Here is a 13,359-nt window from a genome sequence, read left to right on the forward strand (position 1 = left end):
GGAGCCAGGTCGGCGAATCCGGCTCGGGCTCCGCCGGCCGCCGTGGGCCGGCAGTCGCCTCCTAGAGTGCCCGGCGGGCCAGCCGCGCCTTCCGGCGGTTGGCGGTGTTCTTCTTGAGCACACCTTTCGCCACAGCCTGATCGATTCGCTTCTGGGCGCTTCGCAAGGCCTGCTCGGTTGCCTCACGGTCACCGCTCTCGGCGGCTTCCTCCACCTGGCGCGCCCGGGTCTTCAGCTCCGAACGGATGGACCTGTTGCGGACCCTGCTGGCAATGGCCTGCCTGTCGCGCTTTTCCTGGGACTTGGTGTGTGGCATCTTTGTGACCCGCCGTGTTTGACTTGCTTGCCGGATGGGCTCGAACCTGTCGAGCGGCATCAGGGGTGAGCGTGCGGACCGCGAGGCTAGCAGGCGCGGCCGACCGGTCCAACGTAAACCACGCTTCGCATCGTCATCCCTGGTAGCGCCGGTGAGTACGGGTATCATGTCCGGCCATGTTGGACGGTCGAAGGGCGCGGATCCTGCGCATCATGATCGAGGAGCACATCCGCACGGGTGAGCCGGTGAGTTCCCGCGCCATTCTCGAGTCCGGCAACCTGGCGGTTTCCAGCGCCACGATCCGGACCGAGTTGGTGGCACTGGAGGCTGCCGGCTACGCCTTCCAGCCTCACACCTCCGCCGGGCGGATACCGACGCCGCAGGCCTATCGCTACTACGTGGACAGCCTGATGCGTCCCCGGGAGACGCCGGTTGCCTCCGCCAGAGTGGCCGAGTTCTTCGCATCGGTCCAGACGGAGTTGGGCCGCCTGCTCAAGGCCACGTCCGCCCTACTCAGCGAGATCACCCACTTCCCGTCGGTGGTGACCAGCCCCAGCATTGCAAGTGAGGTCATCCGGGCGGTGCATCTGGTTCGGACCACGGTCAATACGGTCCTCATGGTGGTGGTGACGGTCGCCGGACGGGTATCCCAGACGCTCCTGCATCTGCCGGTGCCGGTGGACAGCGCCGACGTGCAGGAGGCCGAGAGGCTGATCCGTCGCTTCCAGGTGGGCACCTCGATGGCCGAGAGCCTCGATCTGGAGGCGATGTCCCTGGCCAACCCGACCCAGCGGGTGGCATCCGTTCTCCGGCAGGCGGCGGCGGCATTCGAGAACACCGGAGCAGCGGACCACGAACTGTACATGGGTTCGTCGTCCTACCTGACGGCTGCCTGGGGAGAGCTCTCCAAGGTTCAGGGCGTCCTCGACGTCCTGGAGCGGGAAGCGGCGCTGCTCGAGGTACTGGGTCACCTTCCGGCCGGCACGGAGGTGCGGATCGGCTCCGAACTGGGCATCGACTCCGCCACGGACATCTCCCTGGTGACCACCACTTACGGCGAGGAGTCGGCTGGTCCCGCCGGTCGGCTCGGAGTGCTGGGACCGATGCGGATGGACTACGGCCGGACCATCCGGGTACTCGAGGAGATTGGCGACGGCCTCGACGAGAGCCTCGGCGAGTCCTAGGCGCTGGCAGAGGGACCGAAATGGCCGACTACTACCGAACCCTGGACGTTGAGCGCGACGCGTCCCGAGACGAGATCAAGCGGGCCTTCCGGCGGCTGGCCAGGGAGTCCCACCCCGACGCCAATCCCGATGACCCGACGGCCGAGGCTCGTTTCCGCCAGGTTGCGGAGGCCTACGAGGTTCTGTCCGATCCCGAGCGGCGAGCCCGGTACGACCGCGGGGAGACTCTCGATCCGGGCGGATTCTTCCAGGGTGCGAGTTCGCTCGACGACCTGCTGCGTTCGGTCTTCGGCGACAGCGGCCTCTTCGGAACCGTTACCCGTGAACCACGGGTCAATCGAGGGCGGGACGTTCGGGTCAACGTGGTGCTCACCCTGGAGGAGGCTGCCTTCGGGGTCGAGAAACCAGTCGTGTTCCGGACGGCTCTGACCTGCGAATCGTGTGCGGGCTCGGGCTCCGGGGACGGCGCCGGTCTCCGAGCGTGCCGGATCTGCGGGGGGAGCGGCCAGGTGAGGATGGCGCGGCGCAGCGTGTTCGGCTCATTGATGACCTTGACCACGTGCCGGGCCTGCCAGGGCGACGGCTCGGTGCTGGCCGATCCGTGCGGGAGTTGTCGCGGAGAAGGAATCAGGGAGGGCGAGAAAACCGTCCGGGTCGAGATTCCACCCGGAGTGGAGGAAGGCAACCGGCTCCGGCTCCCCACCAGGGGGGAAGCCGGTCGCCGCGGCGCCCTCGCCGGCGACCTGTACCTCGATCTGATCATCCAGCCGCACTCCGTCTTCGAGCGTGACGGAGACGACCTGGTCAGCGACGTGGAGGTGGGTATCGTCGCTGCGACGCTGGGAACCCAGGTAGAGGTGCCGCTCCTCGACGGCGGGACCCATCGGATCAAAGTTCCGGCCGGATCCCAGTACGGAGAGGTCATCCGGGTGCCGGGCAAGGGGATCACCCGGCTTCGCAGCTCGCGTCGAGGTGACCTCTACCTTCGCGTCAAGGTGGTCGTGCCCACCAAACTCAGCCGCTCCCAGCGCAAGCTCCTGCGCCAGTTCGCCGATGACGTTGGTGAAGAACTCCTGTGAGTCGGCGGTCTGCCGGTACGGCCCTCGACCCGCGGCGAACATCGCGGATCGGAACCGATGGTGGTCCGGCTGCGAGACAGCCCGGCCTGTTCGGACGGTCATCGGCGTTCCACGCCGCAATTCCGCAGACGGATAACGGGCCGCTTCATCGGTAGTCCAACCGTTCGTGGTATCCTGAGCAAGCCTTTGGAGCTCCGCATCATCGCCCCGCCGCGTTAAATGCTTCCCGCCGCGCCGCCTGCCCTCACCGTGCATGTCTCCGGTATCGGCTTGATGCTGGACCTGCTCGGCGAACGGGACTCCCACCTCCGGATGGTGGAGTCGGCATACCCTGAAGCCGTGATCGTGGCGCGTGGCGACGAGATCGTGTTCCAGGGCGAGGAGCGGTCGGCCCGCCGTGCCCACAAGGTGGTGGAGGAACTGCTCATGCTGGTACAGCAGGGTATGAGTCTGGAGCCGGAAGGCGTGCATCGGGTGATAGAGATGGTCAATGCCTCGGTGCCCTCCCCCAGTGGTGTCCTCGGGGAGACCATCGAGGTGGCACGCGGCAAGATCGTCCGACCCAAGACGGTGGGGCAGCTCCGCTACGTCGAGGCGATCCGTCGATCTACCCTCGTTTTCGGAATCGGACCGGCCGGGACCGGCAAGACCTATCTGGCAATGGCAGCCGCGACGGAGTCCCTGATCACCGGCAAGGTAAAGCGGATCGTTCTCACCCGACCGGCGGTCGAGGCCGGCGAGCGGCTCGGCTTCCTGCCCGGCGACCTGGAAGCGAAGTTCAATCCCTACCTCCGGCCGTTGTACGACGCCCTGTACGAGATGCTGGGACCCGACGATGTTACGGGCTACATGGAGAGGGGAACGATCGAGATCGCCCCGCTGGCCTACATGCGGGGCCGCACTCTCAATGATTCGATCGTGGTGCTAGACGAGGCGCAGAACACGTCCCGGGCACAGATGAAGATGTTCCTCACCCGGCTGGGGTTCAACTCCAAGATGATCATCACCGGCGATGCCACCCAGGTCGACCTGCCTGCGGACCGCCTGTCGGGGCTGGTCCACGCCAGGGGAATTCTGAAGAAGGTGCGGGACGTGGCAGTGGTCCACCTGAGCGCCGCTGATGTGGTGCGCCACCGCCTGGTGGCGGAGATCGTGGAGGCCTACGAGGCGGCGGAGAGCCGGGCGCCCGGCCGATGACCGGTCGTGTCAGGTCCGTTATCACCGGGTTGATCCTGGTGGCCACCGCGGGTCTCTCGTGGGCAGGCATCCTGATCAACCAGGAATTCGCCACCGTGCAGGTGATGGTGGGGGCGCCGGCGCCCCAGGACTTTGTAGCCGAGTCCCCGATCGAGATACAGGACTCAGCCGCCACCGAGGTCGCCCGCCAGGCGGCCAGAGAAGCCGTGGACCCGGTGTACGGGAGGCATGGGGAGATCGACGCCCTCGTGATCAACGACATCCAGGCCTTCTTCCAGTCGCTCAGGGCCGCCACCGTGGACCAGGGTGCCCGCCCGCTGCCGGTAGTCACCACCACCAGCACGGTGGTCCGCCAGACGTTTGCCACGACGACCACCACCGCCGTCCCCACGACCGTCGAGCCGGTGGCCCCTGGTACGGAGGAGGGGCAGGAACCGGCCGCGGTCGCCGAGGCGGCGCCTACGCCGACCACCCAGCCCGCGACCGTGGCTGCGACAGCCGGCGTCACCGGGCGGGTGTTCATCGACACCGATGCCAACGGGTTCTTCAGCCTCGGGGTGGATCACGGCCTCGGCGAGGTGAGGGTGGTGGCCTACGACGCGACCGGCACCCGCTTCGAAACGGTGACGTTCTCGGACGGTAGGTACTCGCTGGGACGGATGTCTTCCGGGCCCGCGGCCGTGCTCATCGACACCGACACGGTTCCGGATCGGTTGACCGGACCCGAACAGCTTCTCTACCAGGAGGCCGAACTGGTGGATGGCCAGGAGACCACGACCATCCATATTCCCCTGCGCACCGCCGTGACCCCCAAGGACACGCAACTGGCCAGCCTCCTGGCGAGCGGGCTGCTGCTGTCCGACAGTGCGGTCTCGCTCCTTGTGGACATCGCCACGGGAGACGTCCTGCGCGAGGTCCTGGGCGAGGAGCCATGGCTGCTCTCGATCGAACGCGAGGCCCTCCTGCTGGCGACCGAGGCTCTCAATACCAACGGCGGGATCCTGAGTGAGGAGCTCCGCGACGTCCAGATACAGTTCCGCTCCGCGCCCAGGTTCGTGCAGCTTCCCGACGCCGATTCAGCGGTCTGGCAACAAGTCTCCCAGGTCGTGCCCGAGGTGGCCACCGTGTTCCTGGCTGCCAACAAGACGGTCGACGCCGTGGCTACCGAGGCCCGCCGCGAGGAGAAGGCGGCCGAGGTTGTTCCCCTGACCATCCGGTATGAGGCGGGTGAGGTGATCGTCGAGGAGGGTCAGGAGGTAACGGAGGAGATCGAGGCGGCGCTGTCGGATGCGGGGTTGCTCGGCCTGGCGGCTCCCCGCTACGTGGCCCTGGCAGCCGCGGTGGCCATCGTGGTCGGCCTGCCGGCGCTCTACCTGTACCGGTTCCAATCGGGCGTGTGGAACTCGATGCGCCGCATGTCCCTGTTCGGCCTGCTGGTGGTGCTTGCGGCGGTGTCCGCCCGCGGGGCGGCCGTGTTCGCCGCCGGGGGAGACGGCGCGATCGGCTTCCTGATACCGGCGGCCGCCTTCGGCCTGATGACCGCCATCCTGTTCGACGCCCGGACCGCGGCACTGATGGCAGTCGTGGTGGGGTCGATGACTGCCATCGCCACCGTCGATCCGGCCTACACGCTGTACGCGGGACTGTCAGTCCTGGTCCCTATCCCGTTCGTGTCGGCCATCTCGGCCCGGCGCGACCTGCGGCGGGCGGGCCTGTACATCATGGCTATTTGCGGCGGCTTGGCGGCGCTGATCGCCTGGTACTTCCCGCAGGACATCAGCGTGCTCCGGGCTGCGGCGTACGCGGTCGGAGGCGGTGCCATCTCCTGGCTGGTCGGAAGCTCGCTGCTCTCCGTTCTGGAGATCTTGTTCGACATCACTACTTCATTGCGTCTCCTGGATCTGACCGATCGCAACCATCCTGCCCTCCGGCTCCTCGAGGAGAAGGCCATCGGCTCCTTCAACCACTCCCTGATGGTGGGCACGCTGGCCGATCGCGCGGCCCGGGCGGTGGGGGCCAACCCCTTGCTGGCCCGAGCCGCCGCCTACTACCACGATCTCGGCAAGACCGAGCACCCGCAGTTCTTCATCGAGAACCAGTTCGGCATCCAGAACCCCCACGACGAGATGCCCCCGTTGCAGTCCGCCGAGGTGCTGCGCCGTCATGTGCTCGACGGGCTTAGCCTGGCGCGCAAGTTCAGGATTCCCGGAGATGTGGCCGAGGCCGTCATCACCCATCATGGCGACGGCATCATGCACTTCTTCTACGACAAGGCCCGGAAGGAATACGGCGCCGATGCCGTGGACCGGGAGGATTACCGTCACGCCGGGCGCAAACCGGTCAAGAAGGAAATGGCCATTGTGATGATGGCCGACTCGGTCGAAGGCGCCTGCCGGGCGGTTTTCCAGGTGGAGGAGCCTACGCCCGAGCGTATCGAGCGGTTGGTCGAGAAGGTGGTGGGAGAGAAGGTGACCGACGGCCAGCTCTCTGCTTCGGATGTGACGCTTGGTGATCTCACCAAGGTGAAGGGAGCCATGGTCGAGGCGCTGGTAGGGCATTACCACCAGCGCATCCCCTACCCGAACTTTCCCGAAGGAGAACCGGTTTGACCACCGTACGCCCGCCGCCCCACCCGAGTCCGGCAGCGGGGGACTAGCCCATGGAGATCACCTTGGCGAACCATCAGGACCTGCCGGTGGACGCGGACGCGCTCCGCGCCCTGGCGAAAGCCGTGCTGGAGAACGAAGACATGCCCTCTTCAACCGAGGTGGGGCTCATGCTGGTTACCGACGATGACATGGCGGTGCATAATCAGCGATTCATGGGCCGGGACGGGCCCACCGACGTGCTGGCGCTACCCCTCGCTCCACCCGGCTTGGAACATCGGGATAGGGCCATCCGAAGCGGTTCGGGGGTTCCGTACGCGCTCGGCGATGTGATCATTGCACCCGGTTACGTACGCGGCCAGGCGCAGCGTCTCGGCACCGCGTACGAGGTGGAGATCGCGCTCATGGTCACCCACGGGCTGCTGCATCTGATCGGCTACGACCACGAGTCGGACCCGGAAGCTGAACGCATGGAATCGAGGGAGCGCCACCTCCTGGCGGCTATCGGGATGGAGCGGCCATGAGTTGGCTGGCCTGGGCGGCGGCGGCGATGGTTCTCGCGCTGGCGGCGGTACTCAGGGCGGCCGGGGAATCGCTGGTCCGCACGCCACGAGCCGATGCCCTTCACGACGCCGCGGATGGCAACGAGGGCGCCGGGATCGTGGCAGGCCTGCTGGAGGACAGGGCCCGGATCCAACCGGCCATCTCGCTGATGCATGCCACCCTCCTGGTAACCACCGCGCTGGCCGCAGCCTGGGTCATCGGCACCGTGCTGAGCGGGTCCCGGCTGGTGATGGCGCTGGTCATGACGGCCGGAATTATCGTGCTGCTCGGAGATGTGCTGCCGCGTTCGGTCGGCCGGAAACGACCCCACCGCATCGCATACCGGCTGGCCAGGCTGTTGCGGCTGACGATTTCGATCGGCGGACGTGCGGCCGACCTGATCGAGGATGAGGAGGACGGCGCCCCGGCCCCGGCCCCGGCCAACGGCGATCACGACCCGTCCGATCGAGAGGAGATCCGCATGATCTCCTCCGTTCTCGAGTTCTCCGATGCCATCGTGCGCGAGGTGATGGTGCCGCGGACGGACATGGTGACGCTGGGCGTCGCCAGTACCACTGCCGAGGCCCTGGATCTCATCCTGGACTGCGGCTACTCGCGAGTGCCGGTCACCGGCAAGGGGACGGACGACATCGTGGGGATGGTGTACGCGAAGGATCTACTGCGCCGGGTGGGGGCCTCACGGGATCCGGAACCGGTCACGGAGATCTCTCGCGAGCCCTACTTCGTTCCCGAGTCCAAGCCGGTGCGCGACCTGCTGCGGGAGATGCAATCGCGACAGATCCACATGGCCATTGCTGTTGACGAGTTCGGCGGGACCGCCGGGCTGGTCACGATCGAGGACCTGATCGAGGAGTTGGTGGGCGAGATCGTCGACGAGTACGACACGGAGGCGCCCATGGTGCAGCCTCTGGAGGACGGAGGGTTCCTGGTGGCGGCCCGATTGTCGGTGGACGACCTCAACCAGGTATTGGGCGCCGACCTGCCCGACCACGAATGGGACACTGTGGGAGGCCTGGTGCTCGGCCTGGCCGGACGGGTGCCAATGGTGGGCGAGAGGTTCGAGATGGGGGAAGCCGTACTCGTAGCCGACCGGGTACAGGGTCGGCGGGTCGAGCGGGTGCTGGTCCACCGGGTGGGCGACACCGGTCGCTAGCCCTGATTATTCATGTTCCCAGCACGCCGACCCGGATCAGGCCACCATCCAGACAAACCTCCATCCATGAATAATTGGGGCTGAGGCACGCGTGCGTTCCGGATTCGTCGCGGTTGTGGGGCGGCCCAACGTCGGCAAGTCGACGTTGATAAACAGCCTGGTCGGGCACAAGGTGACCATCACCTCCCGGCGGCCCCAGACCACCCGGCTGAGCGTTCGGGGCGTGCTGACGGTCGATGATCCCGCCGCCCAGATCGTATTCGTGGACACTCCCGGCCTCCACCGCCCCCGGACGGCGCTCGGCGAGCGCCTCAACTCGACCGCATACCGGACCCTCACCGACACCGACTGCACGGCGTTCGTCATCGACGCCACCGCCCGCGTAGGGCCCGGAGACCGCCGGATCGCCGAGCATCTCCTCGATACGGTCGATCCGGAGCAGGTGATCCTGATCGTCAACAAGGTGGATGCCGCCCGACGGGGCCGGGTGGCGGAGCGGCTCGGCGAGGCGGCGCTGTGGGACTTCGGCGCCTACATCCCGGTCTCGGCTCTCGAGGGCGACGGCCTGGACAGGGTGGTGGCCGAGCTGATCCCGCGCCTCCCGGAAGGCCCGGCCCTGTATCCGCCTGATGTGGTGAGCGACCGGCCGGATGAGGTGTTGATCGCCGAGACGGTCCGGGAAAAGTTGCTACCAGGGCTCTGGCAGGAGTTGCCCCATTCGGTGGCGGTCAAGACCGAGGGAATCGAGGTCCGGGAGGACGGCCTGACGCGCATCGAGGCGGTGATCTACGTGGAGCGGGAGTCCCAGAAGGGGATCGTGGTGGGGGCAGGAGGGTCCAACCTGCGGGACGCCGGTACCAGGGCGCGGCACGAGCTGGAGGAAGCGCTGGGACGGCGGGTGTTTCTCGATCTCCGCGTGAAGGTCGAGAAGGACTGGCAGCGCTATCCGGATCGGATGGAGCGCCTCGGCCTGTAGCTGTCCATCGTGCCGGGTATGCCGTGCCGGGTACAATCGCGCGACCCGCCCGTGAGGGCGAATGTCGAGGTCACGAAGGTGAGGGTTGGTGCGATTCCGGATCGAGAAGGACTCCATGGGGGAGGTGCAGGTGCCGTCGGATGCCCTGTACGGCGCCTCGACCCGGCGTGCACTCGAGAACTTCCCGATATCCGACCGGAGGTTCGGCCGCTCGTTCATCTGGGCGCTCGGCCTGATCAAGGGCTCGGCCGCCCAGATGGCCGGGGCGGCGGGTCATCTGCCCGGTGAGACCGCCGCGGCGGTTTCCCAGGCGTCCGACGAGGTCATGGCCGGAGACTGGGACGAGCAGTTCGTGCTCGATGTCTTCCAGACCGGGTCCGGTACCTCCACCAATACCAACGCCAACGAGGTGATCGCCAATCGGGCAGCCCAGCTGCTCGGAGGGTCGATCGGGGACCGGTCGGTCCACCCCAACGATCACGTGAACTTCGGCCAGTCCTCGAACGACGTGATCCCGACCGCCATGCACCTGGCGGCTGCACGTGCTACCAGAGAGGACCTGGTGCCGGCACTGGAGGCGCTGGCGGGGTCACTGGGGGAGCGGGCCGCCGACTTCTCGGGCGTGGTCAAGTCCGGCCGCACTCACCTCATGGACGCCACGCCGGTGACGCTGGGCCAGGAGTTCTCCTCGTACGCGGCCCAGATCGACAAGGGCGTCGAGCGCCTGGAGGCTGTGTTGCCGGGTCTCGACGAGCTCGCCCTGGGAGGCACCGCAGTCGGCACGGGGATCAACGCACCCCCCGGGTTCGCGGCGTCGGTGGTCGGGCTGATGGCCACAAGGACCGGTTACCCGCTCCGCGAGGCCGGCAACCACTTCGAGGCCCAGGCCGCGAAGGATGCGGTCGTGATGGCTTCGGGCGCCCTGAAGACCGTCGCCGTGTCCCTGTTCAAGATCGCCAACGACCTGCGCTGGCTCTCGTCCGGACCCCGTACGGGACTGGGGGAGATCAGGCTTCCCGCCCTCCAGCCCGGATCCTCGATCATGCCCGGCAAGGTCAATCCGGTCATTCCCGAGATGGTCTGCCAGGTTGCCGCGCAGGTCATCGGAAACGACTCGGCCATCGCCTGGGGTGGCGCCAACGGCAATCTGGAACTCAACGTGATGATGCCGATGATGGCCCACAATCTCCTGGACTCGATCGGGCTGCTGGCAAGCGCCTCGTCCACGTTCCGGGAGCGTTGCGTCGACGGGATAGAGGCGGATGCGGACCGGGCTCGCCGGCTGGTGGAGAGCAACCTGATCGTGGTGACCGCCCTCAACCCGAGGATCGGTTACGACAGGGCCGCCGAAGTGGCCAAGGAGGCCTACGCCTCGGGCCGCACCATCCGCGATGTCGTGCTCGACATGGGACTGATGGAGCCGGAGGAGTTGGACGAGGTGCTGGACATCAAGCGGATGACCGAGGGTGGAATCCTCTAGTTCAACGTGGTTGGTCTGTGTTTCGGCGGCGTGCTCTGAACCGCCATCGACGACTCTGGCTGCGTCCTGCCTCCTCAACGTACCCTGAGGGTACGCCTTCGTCAGCAGTCCTTGCCATAGACGCCGCTGGCGGCGCCAGACCCCACCGCCGCGCCACAGACCAACCACGGGCCCCGCGATTGCTGACGACTGCGCATAGCGTGAACACGCCCAAGTTGCTAGTTGTTCCATTGACTGGAAACTATCAACTATCAACTATCAAAAAAGCTTTTGATGGCCTGTTCCAGGGTGGTCCAGGGCAGGTTGGCACACTTGATTCGGACCGGGAACTTACGGACTCCCTGAAGTGCCTCGAGATCACCGAGTACCGCACCGGGCCGGCTCGGATCGAGCCCGGGGTCTCCGGCGCCGTCGATGCTCATCATGCCCTTGAACCGGCCGGTGAGCGTCCGGATGGCCTCGATGCTGCGGCCCTTCACCGCGTCGCCCATCATCGAACCCGAGGCCTGTGAAATCGAGCATCCATGGCCGGTGACGCCGATCGCGGTGACCTCGTCCCCCTCGATCAACAATTCGATCCGGACATCGTCGCCGCAAAGTGGATTGCTACCTTCGGCGACCGCATTGGCCTCCCCGAGAGGCTGCCGGTTGCGGGGGCTCCGGTAGTGGTCGAGGATCACTTCGCGGTAGAGCTCTTCAAGCGCCATGGGCATTCAACGATAGAGAGCGCACCGGCTTCGTGGCGACCACCGGACCGCTCGCCGCGGGCACCTCCGGCCCCCTCACGCGCCGTCGAGTCCGAATATGCGGCGAGCCACGGCCAGAGCGTCCACCAGCGCGTCCACGTCCTCGGCCACGTTGTAGACATAGAACGAGGCCCGGGTCGAGGCCGTCAGGCCCAGGCTTCGGAGCAACGGCTTGGCGCAGTGGTGCCCGGCGCGTACCGCCACTCCTTCCTGGTCGAGGATGGTGGCCACGTCGTGAGCGTGGATGCCCTCGAGGTCGAAGCTGATCGCCCCGCCCCGGTCAACGGTGTCTGCCGGGCCTTGGACAGAAAGGCCTGGAACCTCGGCAAGTCGCTCCAGGGCGTAGCCGGTGAGATCCCGGTCATGTTCCAGAACGGCATGCATCCCGATGGCGGACAGGTAGTCCACCGCCGCCCCCAACCCGATCGCCTCCACGAACGGCGGCGTTCCGGCCTCGAACTTGTGGGGCACTTGCGCCCAGTCCGACTCGTGCAGGCGGACATCACGGATCATCTCGCCCCCGCCCTCGGCCGGCTCCATGCTCTCCAGCAGTTCCCTCCGGCCCCACAGGACCCCGATGCCGGTCGGCCCGAGCATCTTGTGGCCCGAGAATCCGAGGAAGTCTGCTCCGAGGGTCTGGACGTCCACGGGGGCGTGGGGGACCAGTTGGGCGCCGTCGGCCAGGAGCACCGCGCCGACCTCGTGAGCCAGGCGGGCGATCTCGTCCACCGGAGGCATGGTGCCCAATACGTTGGACATTCCCGACACCGCCACCACCTTGACCCGCTCGTCGAACCGCTCGCGTGCGCTCTCCATATCGAGCCGGTAGTCGTCGGTCAGCTCCATGTAGCACAGTTCCGCCCCGGTGTGGCGGGCGATGATGTGCCAGGGCACGATATTGGCGTGATGCTCCATCACGCTGGTCAGGATCCGGTCACCGGGTTTCAGGATGTTGAGACCCCATCCGTACGCGAAGAGGTTCATCGCTGCGGTTGCGCTTCGGGTGAAGATGATCTCCTCGTCGCATGCGGCGTTCAGGAAGACGGCCACCTTGTGGCGGGCCTCCTCGTAGGCCTCGGTGGCCTCCTGCGAAAGGGTGTAGGCGCCGCGGTGGACGTTGGCATAGGAGTTCCGGTAGATATCCACCATCGCGTCCAGCACCTGTACCGGTTTCTGGGAGCTCGCTGCGGAGTCGAGAAAGGCCATCCTGCGGCCGTTGATCCTTCGCTCCAGGATCGGAAAGTCGCTGCGTATGGCGTCCGTGTCCATCATGGCGCCGGGGCGGGTCGGAAGGCCTCGTATCCTTCCTCCTCGAGCCGGTGGGCCAGCTCGGCGCCGCCGGATCTCACGATCCGGCCATCAACCAGCACGTGGACGTGGTCGGGCGTGATGTAGTCGAGCAGCCGCTGGTAATGGGTGATCACCACGAACCCGCGCTCGGCCCCGGCCAGGCGGTTGACCCCTTCGGCCACCACCTGCAGCGCGTCGATGTCGAGCCCCGAGTCCGTCTCGTCCATGATGGCCAGTTCCGGCTCGAGCACCGCCATCTGCAGGACCTCGTTGCGCTTGCGCTCGCCTCCGGAGAACCCCTGGTTCACGTAGCGGTCGGCGAAGGATGCGTCCATTCCGAGCGACTCCATCGCGTCCATGACCCGCAACCGCAGCTCCAGCACGGTGTAATCGACACCGGTCCGGTTGCTGAGCGCGGTGCGCAGGAAGTTGACGACCGATACGCCCGGTATCTCCTCCGGATACTGGAAGGCGAGGAACATCCCCATGTTGGCCCGGGTGGGCGGGTCGGCATCGGTGATGTCCTCCCCCTTGAAAGAGACGGTCCCGGACGTGACCTCGTAACCCGGATGTCCCATCAGGACCTTGGCCAGGGTGGACTTCCCGGAGCCGTTGGGCCCCATGATGGCGTGGACCTCACCCCGGCGGGTCGCCAGGTCGACGCCTTGCAGGATGGGTTGCCCATCGACAGACACATGCAGGCCTTCAACGGCCAGCAGGGGGCCAGGGTCGGTCAAGATCGGATCTCCTGGAGAGCGAAGCGAGTGC

At 66.7% G+C, this 13,359-nt stretch carries 12 protein-coding genes; 8 read left to right on the forward strand and 4 right to left on the reverse strand.

Annotation, left to right across the window (positions count from 1 at the left end; genetic code table 11):
- Positions 1 to 61 precede the first annotated feature (61 nt).
- Positions 62 to 316: a 30S ribosomal protein S20 gene (gene rpsT, locus ACOQPD_RS01830; RefSeq protein ID WP_420613201.1), complete on the reverse strand. Its 255-nt coding sequence runs from the start codon at positions 314 to 316 to the stop codon at positions 62 to 64.
- A gap of 176 nt (positions 317 to 492) precedes the next feature.
- On the opposite strand from rpsT, the gene hrcA reads away from it, so the two are divergent.
- From hrcA to ACOQPD_RS01870, 8 genes are all read left to right on the forward strand, one after another.
- On the forward strand, positions 493 to 1,500 hold the full coding sequence (hrcA, locus tag ACOQPD_RS01835) for a heat-inducible transcriptional repressor HrcA (RefSeq protein WP_420613202.1): 1,008 nt from the start codon (positions 493 to 495) through the stop codon (positions 1,498 to 1,500).
- Between the two features lie 20 nt (positions 1,501 to 1,520).
- Positions 1,521 to 2,579 (forward strand): molecular chaperone DnaJ, encoded by a 1,059-nt coding sequence (dnaJ, locus tag ACOQPD_RS01840; protein WP_420613203.1) that lies wholly within the window; start codon positions 1,521 to 1,523, stop codon positions 2,577 to 2,579.
- 219 nt (positions 2,580 to 2,798) lie between these two features.
- Entirely contained in the window at positions 2,799 to 3,776 is a 978-nt protein-coding gene (locus tag ACOQPD_RS01845; RefSeq protein ID WP_420613204.1) for a PhoH family protein, read from the forward strand.
- The gene (locus ACOQPD_RS01850) at positions 3,773 to 6,385 is read left to right on the forward strand and encodes an HDIG domain-containing metalloprotein (protein ID WP_420613205.1); all 2,613 of its coding nucleotides are present in this window, start codon (positions 3,773 to 3,775) and stop codon (positions 6,383 to 6,385) included. The genes ACOQPD_RS01845 and ACOQPD_RS01850 overlap by 4 nt, the downstream gene beginning before the upstream one ends.
- A 50-nt stretch (positions 6,386 to 6,435) precedes the next feature.
- Positions 6,436 to 6,906 carry an rRNA maturation RNase YbeY gene (ybeY, locus tag ACOQPD_RS01855; protein WP_420613206.1) on the forward strand — a complete coding sequence of 157 codons (471 nt, stop codon included), beginning with the start codon at positions 6,436 to 6,438 and terminating at the stop codon, positions 6,904 to 6,906.
- Entirely contained in the window at positions 6,903 to 8,099 is a 1,197-nt protein-coding gene (locus ACOQPD_RS01860) for a hemolysin family protein (RefSeq protein WP_420613207.1), read from the forward strand. Before ybeY ends, ACOQPD_RS01860 begins: the two co-directional genes overlap by 4 nt.
- Before the next feature lie 91 nt (positions 8,100 to 8,190).
- Positions 8,191 to 9,075 (forward strand): GTPase Era, encoded by an 885-nt coding sequence (era, locus tag ACOQPD_RS01865; RefSeq protein WP_420613208.1) that lies wholly within the window; start codon positions 8,191 to 8,193, stop codon positions 9,073 to 9,075.
- A gap of 88 nt (positions 9,076 to 9,163) precedes the next feature.
- Positions 9,164 to 10,555: a class II fumarate hydratase gene (locus ACOQPD_RS01870; protein ID WP_420613209.1), complete on the forward strand. Its 1,392-nt coding sequence runs from the start codon at positions 9,164 to 9,166 to the stop codon at positions 10,553 to 10,555.
- Between the two features lie 251 nt (positions 10,556 to 10,806).
- On the opposite strand, the gene sufU is transcribed toward ACOQPD_RS01870, so the two are convergent.
- From sufU to sufC, 3 genes are all read right to left on the reverse strand, one after another.
- Positions 10,807 to 11,262 (reverse strand): Fe-S cluster assembly sulfur transfer protein SufU, encoded by a 456-nt coding sequence (sufU, locus tag ACOQPD_RS01875; protein ID WP_420613210.1) that lies wholly within the window; start codon positions 11,260 to 11,262, stop codon positions 10,807 to 10,809.
- Positions 11,263 to 11,337: 75 nt separating this feature from the next.
- Positions 11,338 to 12,570 (reverse strand): cysteine desulfurase, encoded by a 1,233-nt coding sequence (locus ACOQPD_RS01880; protein WP_420613211.1) that lies wholly within the window; start codon positions 12,568 to 12,570, stop codon positions 11,338 to 11,340.
- Positions 12,570 to 13,328, reverse strand: a complete 759-nt coding sequence (sufC, locus tag ACOQPD_RS01885) for a Fe-S cluster assembly ATPase SufC (protein ID WP_420613212.1) — start codon at positions 13,326 to 13,328, stop codon at positions 12,570 to 12,572. The genes ACOQPD_RS01880 and sufC overlap by 1 nt, the downstream gene beginning before the upstream one ends.
- Positions 13,329 to 13,359 lie beyond the last annotated feature (31 nt).

Source organism: Candidatus Spongiisocius sp. (assembly GCF_965221825.1).
Lineage (GTDB): Bacteria > Actinomycetota > Acidimicrobiia > Spongiisociales > Spongiisociaceae > Spongiisocius.